11 protein-coding genes and 2 pseudogenes are annotated in these 19,790 nt (G+C 38.7%); 2 read left to right on the top strand and 11 right to left on the bottom strand.

Annotated features, from left to right (window positions below; translation table 11 throughout):
* Positions 1-58 precede the first annotated feature (58 nt).
* Entirely contained in the window at positions 59-1,261 is a 1,203-nt protein-coding gene (locus tag AAHI02_RS14760; protein ID WP_346983900.1) for an IS256 family transposase, read from the top strand.
* 137 nt (positions 1,262-1,398) lie between these two features.
* Here the strand turns inward: AAHI02_RS14760 and AAHI02_RS14755 are convergent, their stop codons facing one another.
* The 5 genes and pseudogenes from AAHI02_RS14755 to AAHI02_RS14735 all read right to left on the bottom strand — a co-directional run bounded on the left by AAHI02_RS14755 (position 1,399) and on the right by AAHI02_RS14735 (position 9,979).
* Complete coding sequence (locus tag AAHI02_RS14755) at positions 1,399-3,360, bottom strand: heavy metal translocating P-type ATPase (RefSeq protein ID WP_346983899.1); 1,962 nt, start codon at positions 3,358-3,360, stop codon at positions 1,399-1,401.
* Between the two features lie 45 nt (positions 3,361-3,405).
* Positions 3,406-3,825: a transcriptional repressor gene (locus tag AAHI02_RS14750; protein WP_346983898.1), complete on the bottom strand. Its 420-nt coding sequence runs from the start codon at positions 3,823-3,825 to the stop codon at positions 3,406-3,408.
* A gap of 12 nt (positions 3,826-3,837) precedes the next feature.
* Positions 3,838-5,075, bottom strand: a pseudogene (locus AAHI02_RS14745) (efflux RND transporter periplasmic adaptor subunit).
* A gap of 1 nt (position 5,076) precedes the next feature.
* Positions 5,077-9,436 (bottom strand): annotated as a pseudogene (locus tag AAHI02_RS14740) (CusA/CzcA family heavy metal efflux RND transporter).
* A 219-nt stretch (positions 9,437-9,655) separates the two neighbouring features.
* Positions 9,656-9,979, bottom strand: coding sequence for a DUF6660 family protein (locus AAHI02_RS14735; RefSeq protein ID WP_346983897.1), 324 nt, complete (start codon positions 9,977-9,979; stop codon positions 9,656-9,658).
* Positions 9,980-10,075: 96 nt separating this feature from the next.
* Here AAHI02_RS14735 and AAHI02_RS14730 point away from each other — a divergent pair, with 96 nt between their 5' ends.
* Positions 10,076-10,489 carry a type II 3-dehydroquinate dehydratase gene (locus AAHI02_RS14730; RefSeq protein WP_346983896.1) on the top strand — a complete coding sequence of 138 codons (414 nt, stop codon included), beginning with the start codon at positions 10,076-10,078 and terminating at the stop codon, positions 10,487-10,489.
* Positions 10,490-10,611: 122 nt separating this feature from the next.
* Here AAHI02_RS14730 and pckA read toward each other — a convergent pair whose 3' ends face one another.
* From pckA to AAHI02_RS14700, 6 genes are all read right to left on the bottom strand, one after another.
* A complete protein-coding gene (gene pckA / locus AAHI02_RS14725) occupies positions 10,612-12,228 on the bottom strand; it encodes a phosphoenolpyruvate carboxykinase (ATP) (RefSeq protein WP_346983895.1) in 1,617 nt (538 codons plus the stop codon).
* A gap of 128 nt (positions 12,229-12,356) precedes the next feature.
* Positions 12,357-13,262, bottom strand: a complete 906-nt coding sequence (locus tag AAHI02_RS14720; RefSeq protein ID WP_346983894.1) for a GYDIA family GHMP kinase — start codon at positions 13,260-13,262, stop codon at positions 12,357-12,359.
* A gap of 13 nt (positions 13,263-13,275) precedes the next feature.
* On the bottom strand, positions 13,276-14,151 hold the full coding sequence (fabD, locus tag AAHI02_RS14715; protein ID WP_346983893.1) for an ACP S-malonyltransferase: 876 nt from the start codon (positions 14,149-14,151) through the stop codon (positions 13,276-13,278).
* A 70-nt stretch (positions 14,152-14,221) separates the two neighbouring features.
* On the bottom strand, positions 14,222-16,156 hold the full coding sequence (locus AAHI02_RS14710) for a LysM peptidoglycan-binding domain-containing protein (protein ID WP_346983892.1): 1,935 nt from the start codon (positions 16,154-16,156) through the stop codon (positions 14,222-14,224).
* Positions 16,157-16,193: 37 nt separating this feature from the next.
* Complete coding sequence (gene bshC / locus AAHI02_RS14705; protein ID WP_346983891.1) at positions 16,194-17,780, bottom strand: bacillithiol biosynthesis cysteine-adding enzyme BshC; 1,587 nt, start codon at positions 17,778-17,780, stop codon at positions 16,194-16,196.
* Between the two features lie 11 nt (positions 17,781-17,791).
* Positions 17,792-19,735, bottom strand: a complete 1,944-nt coding sequence (locus tag AAHI02_RS14700; protein WP_346983890.1) for a putative porin — start codon at positions 19,733-19,735, stop codon at positions 17,792-17,794.
* Between the last annotated feature and the right edge of the window lie 55 nt (positions 19,736-19,790).

Genomic DNA, 19,790 nt, shown 5'->3' with positions numbered 1-19,790 from the left:
CATAGCTCAAAAAATTTTACGGAAATAACTTTTTATTATTTTTAATCATTACATAGTTATGATAGACAAAGAAGACTTATTAAACAACAAGGATTTCTATAAGTCCTTTAAAAATGGAGAAGACCTAACCTCTTTCTTCAAAGAAATGCATAAACGAGCTGTAGAACATATGCTTGATGCAGAATTGGACACCCATCTGGATAATGAAAAGCATCAGAAATCCATCACTGGAAATTTCAGAAACGGACACGGGACCAAGAAGATAAAATCCTCATTTGGCGAATCTGAAATTAAAGTTCCCCGAGATAGAGAAGGTAGTTTTGAACCTGCATTAGTCCCAAAGAGACACAACATCATCGAAGGTTTGGAAAATATTATCATCTCATTTTATGCTAAGGGAATGAGTGTAAGTGATATTGAAGAGCAAATTAAAGAGATGTATGATTTTGAGGTTTCTACTTCTACCATCTCACGAATCACCAATGCTGTTGCCAGTGAAGTGGTAAGCTGGCAAAACCGTCCGCTTGAAGATTTATATCTCATTGTTTGGATGGATGGCATTGTTTTCAAGGTAAGAGAAAACTCCAAAGTCATTAATAAAACAGTTTATCTGGCTGTGGGATTAAACCGTGACGGGAGAAAGGAGGTGTTAGGAATGTGGCTTGGAAAAAATGAAAGTTCAGCTTTCTGGATGGGCGTTCTCACAGATTTAAAAGCTCGTGGTGTAGAGGATATTCTCATCACCGCCACCGATAATTTAAACGGATTTACCCAGACTATCCGTTCTGTTTTTCCTGAATCTCAAACCCAAATTTGTGTTGTACACCAAATCAGAAATACCTGCAAATATGTAGTTTGGAAGGACAGAAAAGACTTTTCTGCCGATATGAAACATATTTACACTGCTCCAACAAAACAAGCAGCTGAAGCAGCTCTGGGTGATTTTGCAGAAAAATGGGAAAGCAAATATTCTTATGCTATCGCATCCTGGCGGAATAATTGGGATGAGCTGACTGTATTTTTTGAATTTCCTTTAGAGATCCGAAAAATCATTTACACCACCAATTTAATTGAAAATCTCAACGGGAAAATCAGAAAATACACCAAAAACAAAATGTCTTTTCCTACCGATGATGCCGTAATGAAATCAGTGTATCTCGCTTTAAAAGAAGCTACTAAAAAATGGACCATGCCAATTCAAAATTGGGGTATTGTTCTTAACCAGTTTATGCTTATTTTTGAACAAAGGCTCAGATTATAAAAATCCAAGCCCCTAACTTTTTAACTTACACACTTCGTGGGAGAGTGTCTTAAATTTTGGCTGAAGTCAAATCTTTAAATTATAAAAACGGGCTAAAGCTCGTTCCTATTGAAATAAAGTTCTTTTTTTGATGATCTTTATTTGGAAGTAAAAGTCATTCTCTGGATTCTCACCGCATTCAGAATCGCTAATAAAGCAACGCCGACATCTGCGAAGACCGCTTCCCACATCGTGGCTAAACCGCCGGCACCTAAAATAAGAACAACCGCTTTGATCGTAAAGGCTAGCATAATATTCTGCCAGACAATCTTTTTCGTCTGCTTTCCGATATTAATAGCCATCGGAATCTTACTTGGCTGATCATCCTGTATTACAACATCAGCCGTTTCGATCGTCGCGTCACTTCCGAGTCCGCCCATGGCAATTCCGACATCACTGAGGGCAACAACAGGAGCATCATTCACGCCGTCTCCGACAAATGCAACTGTTTCTCTCTTTGATTTTATTTCTTTGACTTTGTTTACTTTATCTTCCGGTAGCAGATCTCCGTATGCATTAAGAATTCCTAACTGATCTGCCACATGCTTTACCACTGAAGTTTTGTCACCACTCAACATTGTCGTTTTTACATGAAGAGCTTTCAATTTGTTGACTGCAGATTGCGCATCAGGTTTTACAGAATCAGCAATCGTAAGGTACCCGGCAAACTTTTTATCATAAGCCACCGCGATAAGCGTATATACTATATTTTCAGTATTAATATCATAATGGATGTTGAATGTATCCATCAGCTTCAGATTCCCAACCAGCAGTTCTTTACCATTAATTAATGCTTTAAGGCCATGTCCGGCAATTTCCTCAACCCTTTCCAGCTGAAGAGAATGATCAACTTCTCCCACATATTCGTGGATAGCAGTTGCTACAGGATGTGAGCTTTTACTTTCCAGGGCATTAACAAGTTTAAGAATTTCATCTTTATCCAGCTCATTTTTAAAAACAGCTTCCTGTACTTTGAATACACCTTCTGTCAGCGTTCCGGTTTTATCCATTACGACATTTTGGATATTGGCCAGCACATCCAGGAAATTGCTTCCTTTAAATAAAATTCCGTTGCGGCTGCCTGCACCGATACCTCCGAAATATCCCAATGGAATGGAAATCACCAACGCACACGGACAGGAGATCACCAGAAATACCAATGCTCTGTAGAGCCAATCTCTGAAATGATATTCTCCGACGAAAAAGTATGGTAAAAAGGTAATGCCGACAGCCAGAAAAACAACAATAGGTGTATATACTTTTGCAAATTTCCTGATAAAAAGTTCAGTGGGTGCTTTCTGGGCGGTTGCATTCTGCACGAGTTCGAGAATTCTGCTCAGCTTACTGTCTTTATAGGCTGCGGTCACTTTGATCTGGCTAAGCATATTTAAATTAATCATTCCCGCCAGCACGGTATCTCCTTTTATTTTGGTGTCGGGTTTACTTTCACCGGTCAGTGCCGCTGTATTGAATGAGGCGGTTTCAGATAAGAGCTCTCCATCCAGCCCCAGTTTTTCACCGGATTTCAACTGGATGATCTCTCCGATATGTACGTTTTGTGCTTTTACAGTCCGTGGTTTTCCGTCCTTTATAACCGTTACCTCATCGGGACGCTGGTCGAGCAGGGACTTGATATTGCTTTTTGCCCTTGTCACGGCCATTCCCTGGAACACTTCCCCTACAGAGTAGAAAAGCATAACGGCAACCCCTTCCGGATATTCTCCGATCGCGAAGGCTCCGACTGTTGCAATGCCCATCAGAAAAAATTCTGAGAATACATCTCCATGGGTAATACTTTCCCAGGCTTCTTTCAATACGGGTAATCCTACAGGAATATAGGCAATCAGATACCAGACCAGACGAATCCAGCCGGTAAACCAATCGGCTTTTATCAGGTTATCCAGCACGATACCGACTAGAAGCAATCCAAAAGACACCATCGCCGGAAGAAACATCTTAAATACCGACTGATTTTCCGTTCCATGAGAATGGTCGTGATCGTGACCGTTATGGTCATGAGATTTTTCCTGTTTCGATTTTGTACTACAGCATTCTTCCATACTTTAAAACTTTTAACCAAAATTATACATAAGCCCGATGCAATGCTATTGCAAACTTTCCAGGCAGTTTTCGCAGATTCCTTTGGCAAAGAGTCTTATTTCATCGATCCTGAAATTGGTTGTAACATCTTCAGGGAAAGAAATATCTTCTTTGCAGGTGGTCTGTTTGCAGATCTTGCAGTAGAAATGAAGATGCCAGTCGTTGTGTGTATTTTCGTCGCAGCCATCATGACACAGCTTGTATTTGGTGGTGGTATTTTCCTGAATACTATGGACAATCCCTTTTTCTTCAAATGTTTTTAAAGTCCTGTAAATGGTTGTTCTGTCTGCATTGTCAAAGTAGTTTTCTATTTCAGACAAAGAGAGCGCTGCCTCCTGAGAACTCAGAAAATCATACACCAGAATCCTCATGCTGGTGGGCTTGGTATTCTTATCCATTAATTTATTTTCGATATCTTTTTTCATGATCTTGCTGAATTAATGTTCGTGTTCCCCTGAATTTGTCAGTTTCGCATTAATAAAAAACGCTCCTTTTACGGCGATCTTTGCATCAGGTGCAATATTCTGTACGGAAGTTATGGCGGTGTAGCCCATGTCCGATGATCCTTTTACGACTTCCACCTTTTCAAAGGTAATGGTTTTAGGGTGATTAATCTTTTCTTTTTCATGACTTTCCCCGGCAGCTTCATCGGCCATTTTATCCGTCTGAACAAAAACATAAAACTTACCATCGGCTTCCACAATCGCTTCATCAGGGATTGCCGGGGTTACTGTTTTGTCGAGACTTACGATACCGGTAATATTCATTCCGTCGATCAGCCCCGCTTTATTACCCGTCACATTGGCGTGTACGGAAATGGTTTTGCTGTCGTTCTCAAAGGAAGAGCCGATGCTGTAGATTTCCGCGTCGTATTCCGTTCCGGGATTGTTGGTTAATTTAAAATGAACAATCTGTCCTACTTTCATCTTCGGCAGATCTTTTTCAAAAACCTGCAGATCCAGGTGGATGGAATTATTATCAATGATTTCTGCCACCGGTGCGGAAATATCTACATAGCTGCCAATCTGTGAAGAAATACTGCTGATCGTCCCGCTGATCGGTGCCGTAATGGAAAGCCCCGACCGCATACTGCTGTTATTTACTTTTTCCGGGCTTATTCCCATCATCTGAAGCTGCCTCAGAAGTGAGGCTTTGCGGGTTCGCAGTGTTTTAAGCTCGGCATCAGCGCTCTGCAGATTTTTCTTTGCTCCCGCATCATTGTCGAAAAGCTCTTTTTTGTCTGCGGTATTCCTGTTCTGCATACGCCATCCTGCTGTTTACGGTGAGATAATCTTCCTGAAGCTGTATGAATTCCGGGTTGGCAATTGTTGCAATTACCTGTCCTTTTTTCACGAAGCTGCCCACCTGAATCGGTAGAGTTTTTATAATTCCACCATAGAGAGAAGTCACCGTTGCCTTATTATTGTTGGGAACCCGCAGCAATCCGTTGGCTTTGATGGTGGAAGTAAGTTCCTTCATTTCAATATTTCCCAGGGTAATACCAACAGTACCGATCTGCTCTTGCGTTAAAGAAGCGATCGTCGGAGCTTCCTCATGATGATTCTGCTGCTCCGTTGTATTATCCGGATTTTCAGCAGCGGTTTCTTTTTTTACTACAATTTGTTGTAAGGGTAGCAAAGATGAAAAGGGATATAATGTTATATTTAAATTTCATGCTATTTATTAATAAGTGAATTAATGATAATGACCGACTGATTAACCTGCTGAATAGATTCCAGGTATTTTAGCTGGATATTCGTAGCGGTCTGTAAAGCAAAAAGATATTCGACATAAGAAATCTCGCCGGTGGTATATCCTAGCTGAGCAGCTTTTACGATTTTATCGGCATTCGGAACAGCCTGACTTACGTAATATTCATACTGCTGGAGATCGTGTTTATATTGGTTAAAAGCATTTTCCCACTGCGCCAGTAACTGTTTTTCCTGATGCCGGGCATTGATTTCAGCTGCCTGTTTCTGGTATTCCCAGGACTGTATTCTTGCTTTGGTAGCTCCAAAAGTTAAAGGTATTGCCACGCCCAGACTCAGAGAACTGAAACGGTCGCCGGCGTTGTAAAATTGTTCCTGCCCATTTTTTGTATGAAATCCTATCAGTGACTGATTGGTATATCCGATACTGAATTCCGGAAGTCCCTGTGACTTTTCAACATTTTTATTCTTTTCTGCAATACTTATTTCCTGATAGAATGCTCTTACGGTCGGATGTGCGGCAATTACGCTGCTGTCCAGAATATTTTCTGCTTTTAACGGCTCATAATTATTATTGAAGGGAATTTCGAAATCGTCGGTAGTATTCAGGATCGTTTTTAAATTGTTGTAGGCATTATGTAAATACACTTCGTTCTGCTTCAACAACAAATTAATTTCACCTTTCTGCGTTTCTGCGGTATTGATTTCAATCTTTTTGATATCTCCCGCTTTAAATCTTACCGTGGCAATCCTGATAAAATCCTGATACAGACTGTCGAGATTTTTCAGCTTCGATTCGTTGAACTGCAAATATTCGATCTGATAATAATACGTGCGTACCTGCTTTATCAGTTCATTCACGGAAATCTCCTTCTCAATCTGCCTGCTCTTCACATTTTCATTAATCAATTCTTTTCTTGCTTTAAATAATGTTGGGAAAGGAATGCTTTGTGAAATGGAGAACGACTGATCGAATTTCGGACTGTTGTATTGTCCGAGCTGGGCATCAACATTAAGTTTCGGGAGTTCTTTTGCAGTTCCTTTCAATGCTTCAGCAGATTTTATATTTAAATCTTTTGACTCTATATTTAAATTATTGCTAATGGCCATTTCAATAGTCTCATCAATGGAAAGCTTCCTGGACTGAGCATTTGTGTTTGCACCGAAAAATATGAATCCCAGCACCAGAATCGGACTTATGGATTTCATTCTCAGATTTCCCATTTTAATTTTTGAATTAAAAATGATATACAGCATCGGCAAAACAAATAAAGTAAGGAAAGTTGCCGACAAGAGCCCTCCGATAACAACTGTGGCGAGTGGCTTCTGCACTTCTGCGCCGGCTCCTGTAGAAATGGCCATCGGCAAAAACCCTAATGATGCCACCGTTGCTGTCATCAGAACGGGTCGCAACCTGATTTTTGTGCCTTCAAGGACTCTTTTCATGATATCTTTTTCGCCCTCTTTCTCCAGCTGATTAAAGGTTCCGATCAGGACAATTCCGTTCAGTACGGCTACCCCGAAGAGCGCAATAAAGCCTATCCCCGCACTGATGCTGAAAGGCATATCCCGCAAAATCAATGCAAACACACCTCCGATAGCACTCATTGGAATAGCTGAGAAAATTAATGCTGCCTGCTTCAAAGAATGAAAAGTAAAATACAACAGCATAAAAATCAACAACAATGAAACCGGAACTGCGATCATCAGCCTTTTGCTTGCTGCCTGCAGGTTCTCGAACTGCCCACCGTAGGTAAAGTAATAACCGGGCGGCAACTTTACCCGATCCAACTTTGTACGAATATCTTTCACAACGCTTTCTACATCGCGGCCGCTTACATTAAACCCAATGACAATTCTCCGTTTTCCTTCCTCACGGCTGATCTGCGCGGGACCAAGTTTATAACCGACATTTGCCACCTGGGAAAGCGGAATCTGCGTTCCTGTACCGGTAGATATCATTAAATTATTCACATCATCGATATTGGTGCGGTGAAGGCTGTCGAGGCGCACCACCAGATCAAAACGTCTTTCGTTCTCAAAAATCTGCCCGGCACTTTTTCCGGCAAATGCGGTGCTTACGGCAGTATTAACATCTTCAATATTGAGCCCGTAGTTAGCCATTCGTATTCTGTCATATTCTACATTAATCTGGGGAAGACCGCCCACGCGTTCAATCTGTGGCGCTGTCACGCCATCAACAGACTGAATGACCTTCGCCACTTTTTCGGCATATACTGATAACGAATCGAGGTTTTCTCCGAAAATTTTGACGGCTACATCCTGGCGAACTCCTGTCATCAGCTCATTAAACCGCATCTGGATCGGCTGATTCTTTTCAAAGAAAACTCCCGGAATGACTTCGAGCTTTTCCATAATTTCATCTGCCAGTTCATCATAATTTTTATTGGACTTCCATTCTTTCTGAGGTTTTAAAACAACGATTAAATCTGAAGCTTCAGGAGGCATGGGATCGGTAGGAACTTCTGCAGAGCCCGTTTTCCCAATCACCATTTTTACCTCATCAAATTGTTTGATAATCCTTGAAGCCTGCATGGATGTTTCGATACTCTGGCTTAATGAGCTGCCTTGTGGCAAAATGCAGTGAAATGCATAATCGCCCTCCTGCAGCTGAGGAATAAACTCACCACCCATATTTTTAAAAATGAACACTGTAACAACAAAAACGGCAATTGTTGCAGAGACAATGATATATTTCAGACTGATCGCTTTTTTTAACAAAGGCTGGTATATTTTCTGAAGCTTTCCCATCATTCTGTCGGAGAAACTTTCTTTATGAGATATATTCTTAGAAAGAAATAAAGCGCTCATCATAGGGATGAACGTTAATGATAAGATCAAAGCCCCCCAGAATAGCAAACCCCACCGTTTTGGCCATTGGTGTAAACATTTTTCCTTCTACACCGGCGAGTGTAAGAATGGGAATATAGACAATCAGAATAATGATTTCTCCAAAAGCGGCACTGCTTCTGATTTTTGACGCAGAAAGAAAAACTTCTTCATCCATTTCTGCCTGGGTGAGTTTCCCTACGGATTTTCGCAAGCCTAAATGATGAAGGGTTGCCTCAACAATAATCACTGCGCCGTCGACAATCAATCCGAAATCAATAGCTCCCAGGCTCATTAAATTGGCGCTTACGCCAAATACATTCATCATTCCTAAAGCGAACAATAAAGCGAGCGGGATCGCAGAAGCAACAATCAGTCCTGCCCGAAGATTCCCAAGGAAAATAACGAGAACAAAAATAACGATGAGCGCGCCTTCAATAAGATTTTTCTCCACTGTTTTCATAGCTCTGCCTACGAGATCTGTCCTGTCAAGAAAAGGTTCTATCACGATATCCTCAGGAAGCGACTTTTGTATTACCGGAATTTTTGCCTTGATATTGCCGACAACGTCATTGCTGTTGGCACCTTTCAGCATCATAACCACTCCACCTACGGCATCCACATTACCATTGTATGTCATTGCTCCATACCTTACGGCACTTCCTAAATGAACCTCTGCCACATCTTTCACAAAGATCGGAACACTTCCTGTTTCATTTTTCACCGCAATATTTTTAACATCATCCAGAGACGTCACCCTTCCGATTCCACGGATGAAATAAGCGTTGGGCTTTTTATCTATATAAGCGCCTCCTGTATTCTGATTGTTTTTTTCCAGCGCTGTAAAAATATCGGTAATGCTCACTCCCATCGCTTTCAGGCGGTTCGGATCAATGGCAACCTCATACTGCTTCAGCTGTCCCCCAAAACTGTTGACTTCAGCCACTCCGGGAGTTCCGTTAAGCTGTCTTCTGACGATCCAGTCCTGCATTGTTCGGAGTTCTTTGGCATCATATTTTTTTTCACTTCCTTTTTTAGGATGGAGAATATATTGATACACTTCACCCAGACCTGTACTTACAGGGGCAAGTTCCGGAGAGCCGATCCCCTCTGGAATTTCTTCGGCAGCTTCTTTCAGTTTTTCACTGATCAGCTGGCGTGCAAAATATATATCCACTTTTTCTTTGAAAACAACCGTAATCACCGATAATCCAAACCGGGAAACACTTCTGGTTTCTTCAATATCCGGAATATTGGCTATACTCTGTTCAATAGGAAACGTAACGAGCTGTTCCACTTCCTGCCCTGCGAGCGCAGGACACGTCGTGATAATTTGAACCTGATTGTTGGTAATATCCGGTACCGCATCTACCGATAATCTGGTTGCACTCCAAATGCCCCAGACAATCAAAAACAATGTCATTATGCCAATGACAATTTTGTTCTTGATGCTAAATTCTATGATTTTATCTAACACAAACTAAGATTTAATGGGTGACTGTTTTTTATCTTTCACCACATAATATTTTTAAAACTATTGCGTATTCGCTAAGACGTTCACTCAGCAAAATGAAGAAAATACAGTCATTAATATGATTGAAATAATTAAAATTCTGTCATCCTGAATGACAGATTCAAAGATATATTCTTGTACTCTGCAAAGGAATTGCAAAGTTTCAGAATGTTAAATCAAAAATTAAATTTTAGGAGGTTGCCAGATGTGATCGTAAATCTGGTAGACAAAATTATTCTTCTGGAAAAGAATTTTCTTTGAAAAATACACCCGGATTTGTTCCGGAATATCGATTAGCGCATCCAGTTTGAAGGCTGCTACCGTAATCTGACAGCAGTTGCAGACACACAAAGGAGAGCAGATATCTCCATGATCTTTTGAATGAGAATTATCAGCAATAAAAGAAAGCCGAAGCTGATCTGAACCGTGTGATTTCTGCATATCTTCACAAGGCATCAGCGATAATGCCACGAAATAAAATGCAAGTATTAATCTTAACAGGTTCATCCGAACAAATGTAAAGCTTTTTTTATAAAGAGATTAATTAAAATAAAATTTTGCAAAATTATCCTGCCATACTGTAAAAACCATTAATTTTATCCTATGAAAGTTTTAATTGTAAACGGCCCAAGTCTTAACCTGCTGGGAACTCGCGAACCGGAGGTCTACGGTACAACATCAATGGAAGATTACCTGAAAAATTTAAAGTCTCAATTTCCATCTCATGAACTGGATTATTATCAGTCCAATATTGAGGGTGAAATTATCAACAGGCTGCAGCAGGACGATTTTGATGCTCTGGTAATTAATCCGGGTGCATTTACCCATTATTCTTACGCTATTGCCGATTGTTTAAAGAATATAGGTAAGCCTAAAGTAGAGGTTCATATCAGTAATATTTACAAAAGGGAAGAATTTCGTCAAAAATCTGTAACGGCAGCAAATACTGATGCAGTTTTATCTGGCTTTGGTATGGATGGATACAGGCTGGCTTTGTTGAGTCTGATTTCTGCTTAAGCTAGCCTATAACTACAGATTGCACGAATTTTCACACATAATGTGCAAGTATAATGCTTTTTAGAGTTCTCGATAGCTTATATAAAAAAACCTCATCAAATGATGAGGTTTTTTTACATTTATTAAATTGTCTGTTCCTGTAACTGAGGACCGGAAGTCACTAATTTTTTAGCTTCGTCCGAATTGCAATACTGTTCAAAATTCTTGATGTATTTTGCAGCAAGATCTTTTGCTTTTTCTTCCCATTCTTCAACATTGCTGTACGTATCTCGCGGATCCAGGATGCCTTCAGAAACATTTGGCAATGAAGTAGGCACTTCCAGATTCATAATCGGAATTCTTGTTTTCGGGGCATTTTCTATAGAACCATCAATAATAGAATCAATAATTGCTCTCGTATCTTTTAATGAAATTCTTTTTCCGGTTCCGTTCCATCCTGTATTTACCAGATAAGCTTTTGCCCCGTTTTCTTTCATTTTCCCGATCAGTGTTTTCGAATACATGGTAGGATGTAATGTAAGGAAAGCTTCTCCAAATGCCGGTGAAAAAGATGGTTCCGGTTCGGTAATTCCTCTTTCTGTTCCAGCTAATTTTGAGGTATAACCACAAAGGAAATGATACTGAGCCTGGTCTTCATCCAACACAGAAACCGGAGGCAATACTCCGAAAGCATCTGCAGAAAGATAAACAATCTTCTTGGCGTGTCCTGCCTTTGAAGGTAAAACAATTTTATTGATATGGTAAATAGGATAAGATACCCTTGTATTTTCTGTAATAGAATTGTCTGTATAATCAGAAACGCCATTATTCACAACCACATTCTCAAGAAGCGCATCTCTTCTGATGGCTCCGAAAATATCCGGCTCTTTTTCCGCTGAAAGGTCGATTACTTTTGCATAACATCCGCCTTCATAATTGAAAACTCCATTATGGTCCCAACCGTGCTCATCATCCCCGATAAGGTATCTTTTCGGATCGGCAGACAACGTTGTTTTTCCGGTTCCGGACAGCCCAAAGAAAAGAGCTACATCACCGTCTTCACCAACGTTTGCAGAGCAGTGCATGGAAGCCATTCCTTTTAGCGGGAGGTAATAATTCATCATTGAGAACATTCCTTTTTTCATCTCACCACCATACCATGTTCCTCCGATAATCTGAATTTTTTCAGTAAGATTAAACATGATAAAGTTTTCAGAATTCAATCCCTGCTCTTCCCAGTTCGGATTTGTAGTTTTAGAACCATTGATTACGGTGAAATCCGGTTCTCCAAAATTTTCCAGATCAAAATGGGAAGGGCGGATAAACATATTCGTCACGAAATGCGCCTGCCACGCAACTTCTACAATGAATCTCACTTTTAATCTCGTATCTGCATTGGTTCCGCAAAAAGCATCCACCACATAGATTTTTTTTGATGTTGAAAGCTGATTCAGCACTAATTCTTTACAAAATTGGAAAATTTCCGGAGTTGTCGGAAGGTTTACCTTACCGTCCCAAAAAATTGTGTCTTTTGTAACATCATCCTGAACAATGTATCTGTCTTTAGGTGAGCGACCTGTGAAAATTCCTGTTTTTACTGATACTGCACCAGATTCCGTAAGTTCAGCTTTCTCAAAGCCCTGATTTTCAGGAGAAACTTCAGCCTGATACAATTCTTCGTAAGAAGGATTATAGACGACTTCATAGTTTCCTTTAATCCCTAATTTTTCTAAATCCTGGATGATTTTAGCGTGTTTCATTTTACTTATATTTTCTATTTCTTTTTTGGGGTTTAACAAAATTAATATTAATTAATTGTTAAAAGTGGTTTAAATATAATGATATAAGTCAGAATGGCAAATAAAAAAACAAGTTTATAACGTATTGATTACAAATTAATTATATCTGACCATTCAAAAATAGTGTTAAAATCTTTTCCCCAAAAATAGTCCTCAAAGCCGTCAAATTTTCTGCTCATGACGAAATCTCCACCCCAGGCACCCAAACTTTTGACAAAAACAGGACAATCTGCGAAAAAACGATCCTTAACTGTAGGAATTTCAAGAAATTCCGATATTTTTTGTTCATGAAACAACATTAAGTCTGAAAAATTTTCCAATTCATGGCATAATAAAATTTTTCTTGTAAGATCCGAAAATTCATCGACCAGTTTTTGAGACTTATTTTTTGACCGATAAAAGCTAATTCCTTCACGGCTGTCCTGCTTCTGATTAAGGTGGATAAAAATCAGTTCATTTTTAAAAGAAGGATTGAAGTCTACCTTTTCATATTTGATCTCCGGCTTGCTCTGATAAAGCACCGCAGATTTCTCTTTTGCCACGGCTATATCATAACCGCTTCCGCCAAGACTTATCGTATTTAAATAAAAAGGATCGATATCTGCCCATTCTGCAAGATTGTTCATTAAAGTAGAACTGCTTCCTAAACCGTAATCTGCCGGAAACTGAAGATTGGTCGAAAGATGGTAAGTAAAATTGCTTTTGAATTTTGTATTGGAAAGCAACTGAACGTTTTTTAATGTTTTTAAAATAAACTCAGCGCTTACAGGGATATTGGTTTCCAAAATCTGCCAGTCCTGATAATTGATGACAGCCTTCAACCATAATTTATTCTGATGATACGCCTCCCAGAAGATAAGGGATTTCTCATCATTTTCTTCTTTAAAAGAAAACTCTTGTCCCAGCTTAGTTGGTACTGCCAGGACAAGAGCTCCGTCTATTGCGAAATATTCTGAAGTAAGCATCAGCTTTCCCGGTGAAAATATCTCGCCCATGATTTATTACATTTTAGATTGCAGAAGCGACATCAACAGAACTGTCAATTTTCTTGATCAGTCCCTGTAATGTTTTTCCGGGTCCAACTTCTACGAAATTGGTTGTACCGTCTTTGATCATATTTTGTACAGACTGAGTCCATTTTACAGGACCGGTAAGCTGTGCAATCAGGTTTTTCTTAATTTCATCTGGATCAGAAACCGCCGTTGTCGTAATATTCTGATATACCGGAATGGTTGCTTTTCTGAATTTTGTCAGCTCGATTGCTGCTGCCAGTCTCTCCTGTGCCGGCTGCATCAAAGGAGAGTGGAATGCTCCGTTTACCGGTAACAATAAAGCTCTCTTTGCACCTGCTTCCTTTAATTTCACACACGCTTCTTCAACTGCTGCGGTTTCGCCGGAAATTACCAGCTGACCAGGACAGTTGTAATTGGCAGGAACTACGATTCCATTGATTTGGGAACATATTTCTTCAACTTTAGCATCTTCCAGTCCTAAAATTGCCGCCATGGAACTTGGATTGGCGTCACATGCTGCCTGCATAGCCTTTGCTCTTTCAGAAACCAATTTCAAACCGTCATCAAACGACAGAACACCATTGGCAACCAATGCTGAAAATTCTCCTAATGAATGTCCCGCAACCATTTCTGCGCCGAGACCATTTACTGCTTTCAATGCAGCAACAGAATGTATAAAAATTGAAGGTTGGGTAACTTCGGTTTTTTTTAGATCATCATCTGTTCCGTTGAACATGATAGAAAGGATATCGAATCCTAAAATTTCGTTGGCAGATTCCATCAGATCTTTGATGTCTTTTCTAGAATCATATAATTCCTTTCCCATTCCTACGAACTGAGAACCCTGCCCAGGAAACACAAGTGCTTTCATGTATTAATTTAAAATATTTTGCAAATATAAATATAATGTTAATAATATTCTTAAGAAGTGACCAGATGATTTATGGAACCAGTCTGATAACACGGTAGCCTGTATTTACGTATGCTCCGTTTGCTTTAGATTTTACAAACTCAAATTTGGTGGCTAACTGCGTCTGTACTTTATTCATTTGTTTAAAAATCTCCCCTTTTTTGTTCTCTCTGGTCAGCATATCGTTAACCACATCAAAACCTATGATAGCATATCTTGGAGGAGTTTTACAGTATTTACTTTTATAAGCGGCAAGAATTTCTTTTTCAAAATTTCCTTCTGTATTGATTTTTCTGTCCATCAGATAAACCAAATTGGCCTGACTCAGATCATCTACTTTCTTTTCAAAAACCGGAACATAATTCATACTAAATGCTTTTACCCCCTGAACTTCTTTAGATAAAGCAATCACTTTATTGGCAAAAGCTTCGCCGATAGCATCGTTATCACTTGCAAGAATAGCGATTACCGGAGCAGATTGTCCGGTCATCATATTTTGATCCAGCTGAATATCTGCAGCCGAATTTACAATCGTAACATTAGGATTTTTCAGTACTTTTTCAAGGCCTGCCTTGATGTAATTGGCATTTTCTTTTTTAGCATCAGGCAGGATATATATTTTCTGATCAGAATATGCAGCTTTTACTTCTTCAACAATTTTATCGGCATAGGTCTGGTCGTTGGTTTCAACGATAATCAGGTTGCTGTAATTGTACAATTCCGGAGAGTTGGCGAAAGGTGCTACAATAGGAATTTTCTGATTTTTTGTAAAATCAAGAACATCAACAACATTCGATTTAAAGAACGGGCCAATGATCAAATCTGTATTGTTGGGATTTATCTGTGTCAATGAGTTTCTGAAAGAAGCTTCATTTCCTGAATCTACAATTTTTACATCCAGTTTCTGTCCGTTTCTTGCATTTCTTTCAATGGCAAGTTTCGCTCCAGTCAGGAAATCCATCGCCATCGTTCTGTACTGGGTTTCTCCGGTACTATATCCGAAAGGCAACATAACTACGACACTTAATGCATCTCCATTTTTCTTAACATAAGCAGGGTCCATTTTTTTTATTTTAAGAACCATTCCTGCTTTTAATCCTTTAGACAATTCAGGGTTCAGTGCGATTAATTCATCAATGGAAATCCCGAATTTATTAACGATCGAAAAAACAGTATCCCCCTGCTGAACAGTGTAGGTAACATAATCATCGGCAGCAACATCATTTACAGAGACTGATGATCTTTCGTTTCCGGAATCTACCTTTGTTTTTGAATTGACTGTTTCTTCAGAAACTGCTGTTCCGGAATTGCTTTCGTTATTTGATTTTTTAACTGAAATTTTTTCACCAGGTTTCAATCCTTTTTCTTCCAAACCAGGATTTAAAGCAAACAGCTCTTCTTTGGTAATGTCAAACTGTTTTGAAATTCTATAATAATTGTCTTTCTGCTGAATGATGTATTCTCCTTCAGAAGCAGTTACAGCCGGTGTTTCAGCTATTGTTTGCACAGGTTTTACGGTTGGCGCGACTGCCTGCTGATTTCCCCCATATTTTTTAATACTTTCAAGAGGTAACGTAATTTCGTCGCCGATCTTCATATGAGAATCCAGATCAGGATTCAGTTTTCTGAGATCAGTTTCTGCAATTCTGTACTGTTTTGTAATTCCGTAGATCGTTTGTTTTGGCTGAAGAACAATTTTCCCCAACTGAGCATTACCGGAAGATTTTGTCTGAACGGCCGTCCTTGATGAGGCTGTTGCTTTATCATTTTTAACCGTTAAAATCTCACCTATCGCCAGCTTTCCGTCTTTTACAGAAGGATTGAGCTTCAGCAATTCGTCTACAGTAAGTCCGTATTTTTTAGCAATATTATAAGGAGTATCGCCTTTTACAACGGTGTGCGATTTCTGAGCAGACACCCCCAAAACCATGCATAAACTGGACAGAATAAAAAACCTCTTTATCATATTGGAAAATTATATGTACAAAAATACTTCTTTAAAATTAAATGGCAAGGATTATTAATTTCGACTCGTCAATTTGCATTTCTTCTAAACAAGTCTCAAGCCACGAATACCCCTGATCCGCAAAAAAGACACTGAAATTATAAACTCTTTCCTGCCAGTTTTTAGAGGGATGAACATCAAGAAACAAATTTTCAAGCCTTTCGAGCATTTCGTTCTGTTTGATTTTCTCAGCATACAGCAGGCGTCTTTTCATTCTTTTAAAGGATTTCATCTGCCTTACCTCTTCGGCTTTCACCATATTTCCGAAAGATTTCTCGGTGGTTTCCGCAGCTCGCTTTAATTCTGAAAACTGATATGTTAATAGATTTTCTTTTTCGTCAAGCAATCTTAAGATTTCACTATTATCTAAGATCTTATTATTTGTAATTGTCGTGAAATTTTGGAAAAAATCTTCAATTTTTAATTGCAGTTTTTCAATTTTACCTACTGTTTTTTCCTTTAAAAATAACATTGAATTCCTTGGAATCAGAATTGGAAACGGTATATTTATTTTTGTAAAGTAATCTTTCAACTCCAGCCAGTACATGATTTCTGCATTCCCACCGATGTACGCCAGATTAGGCAGTACTGTTTCCTGATAGACAGGACGCATCAGCGCATTAGGGCTGAATTTTTCCGGATGACTTTCCAGTTCGCTGAGAATTTCTTCTTTTGTAAATTGTATATTTTTATCAACGATACTATATTTCTTCCCATCAAAATCAATTCTGTCTCTTGTATCCGTGAGATAAAAAAGATTGATTTCACGAGGATTAACCTGAACTTTACCATATTTTCCAGTTAAGAAATATACTTTTTCTTTTGAGGTTTTATGTAAAGTAAAGTTCAGAAGCTCATCTTTGAACGTTTCCTTTACCTGGCTTTTTAATTCCTTAGAATCTCCATCTAACATCAACAAGCCAAAGTCGGAGAACAATCGATTAACTAAAATCCGAATAGCTTCCGTTAAAGTATTTCCAGCTTTATAGGCTTCTTTTAGCATCAAAATCAATTCAGTTCCGAAAACAAAATCTTTAAATTCTTTCTCAAATTCTGAAATGAAAAACGTATCGGTAATCTGAATTCGTCCTACTGCTCCACCGGATTTTTCATTGATTTCGTAATAATTATTCTCAGTTTTAAAATGGTTAATTTCCGCAAAATCGTGGTCTTCCGAAGCCATCCAATAAACAGGAACAAAATTGAATTCCGGGAAATTTTCTTTTAAGTAAGAACACGTTTTTATGGTCTGTAAAATTTTATACACAAAAAAAACAGGTCCGGAAAAGAGATTCAGCTGATGGCCTGTAGTAATTGTGAACGTGTTTTTAAACTTTAAATCATTCAAATTCTGCTTCTGCTTGGATGAAAGCCTGAGTTCTGAAAGCTGATTTTCCAATGCGTCAGCAAGAATTTCTCTCTGCTGCAATGTGAAGGAGTTCTGCTTTTGATGGAGACTCTTTTTAAAATGATCTAAAGAAAATGTGCTTTCTTCAAAACCCTCAATTTTCTGATTTAAAAAATCTTTTATCAGCTGAGGAATACTTTCTATATCTTGAAATGATATCTTGTTAGTTGTTTTCAACCCTATAATTTTTAGTTGAACAAATACCACACAATTCCGAGGTTCAATCTGAAATCGTAGACCGGATAACTCGGAAATGCATAAGCTTTATTGTGAGAAATAAAAGTTCCGATCTGCTGGCCCTCGATGAAGAAGAACATTTTCTTAACCTTCATATTGAAGTACACATCAGCGATCGGTTGTCCTCCGATTGAGAACGAATTGGCTCCGGGTAAAATATATTCATTAAGAATCGGAAAATATTCTCTGGATGCAAATTTTGAGAAATAATATACTTTTATTCCAGCCTGAATTTCTGCTGCATTTTTAAACGCTTTTGACTGATAAAAGAAATTAGCCCTTCCAATGAAATCCGGCAGAGGCAAAAGATCTTTGTTCGTAAGCACATTCTGGAACTGTACTCTTGTATTTAAATGAAAATTTCCATAGCTGAAAGTGGCATCACCTCCGATCTGGGAAATATTAACCGAGCTTTCACTTTGTTTTGGCATCGCAGCCGTATCAAAATAAGTATAATTTTCAATTCTGAAATAATTGGCAAACAATTCTGTTTTAAACCATTTCAGATTAAGACTTCCGCCTGCCTCCATTACCGTCTGGTTTTGTGCATTCTGGAAATAGTAGTTGAAATTATTATAAATTGACGTATTCAGCAGATAATTGAATGACGGATAAGCGGTCTGAAAATTTAATTTAGCATTTACGAAATAATCTTTTACAGGTTCAAACTTAATATTATTTGTAGTTTTCAGGTAATTTCCGAATTGGCTTCCATTTGAAAACTCTAAAAATGAATTCAGCTGAAATTTATCAAAAAGTCTGATCTGCAGATTGCCAACCGCTCCAATTCTGTTTTCTTTGATTTCAGTAGGAATTTCAAGTAAGGGCAAAATGACCTCACTCGTTCCTAATTTCAACATCTGATACCGAACTCCCGCATCAAGCTTAAATTTCTCATTGTCCCAAACCAGGCTTACCGTATTGCTGAAATTATCAGAGTATTTCTTTGATGAAACAGGTCCGTCTGTTACAAGTTGTTGCGGAGCCTCATACCAAAACGCTTCAGGCGAACTCTGGGTATAATAATATTTATTTCCCTGATGAGAAATTGTATGTCTGATTTTAAAAGGTATTTTCTCTGAATTGAAAGGCGCAAACTGATGCGTAAGATAATATCTGCGATAAGAAAACTGGGAGCTTGAAGAGGCCAGATTGACCTGCATATTCTGCCTGTTTCTGGAATCACTGTTGCCATTCTGGAAGAGACTGTCTACTGCAATTCCTCCGTTTTCCTGGTTATTAATATTTTGATGTAGATAATGGGCAAACAATTCATAATTTCCACTTTTGGAAACATAATGTCCCGAAAATAGTGTATTGTTATTAGAAGCCAAAGAATTCCTGTACATGCCCTGAGAGCGTAAACCACTGTATTCCAACGAAAAATTGAATCTTTTTCCGATATTCTGAGTATAAGATGATCTTAAAGCCGCTCCGTTTTTCATTGCGTTATGATAAATGAAGGTAGCGGTTGGCGTTTTGACATCGTAATAATGGATATCGTTTACTCCGAGAATGCCATATGACTTGTTGGTAGGTAATAATGCCAAATTCTGTTCTGAATTGAACTCATAAGAAATGGGATTGAATCCTGCTCCAATATTGGCAACCTGTACCCTACCGAAATTATCCCTGTTATTGTACTGTGAGAAGATATAGGTTTTATCAAATGTCATCACCGTATCAAAGACTTTCTTTTCTGAAAATTGAGTCTGATACAGATAATCATTAATGGTTGGCTTGAATATTTTTAAGGAGTCTTTCTTTCCGGAGTCGATGACCAGGGTGTCTTTTGCCTCTAACTTTTTATCCAGCCTGTTCGAATCTGTCTTGTTAACCACCTGAGCATGAGTTATAAATCCGAAGAAAGTTATTATGAAAAGTATATACTTCATTATTCTTTTTTGTACAGCAAAAATAAGAAATAATGGGGAATAAAAAAACCCCGCA

Origin of the sequence: Chryseobacterium sp. POE27, assembly GCF_039727685.1 — a bacterium.
Classification (GTDB): Bacteria; Bacteroidota; Bacteroidia; order Flavobacteriales; family Weeksellaceae; genus Chryseobacterium.
Note: the sequence above shows the minus strand (reverse complement) of the source record. Positions and strands in the feature narration are given on the sequence as shown.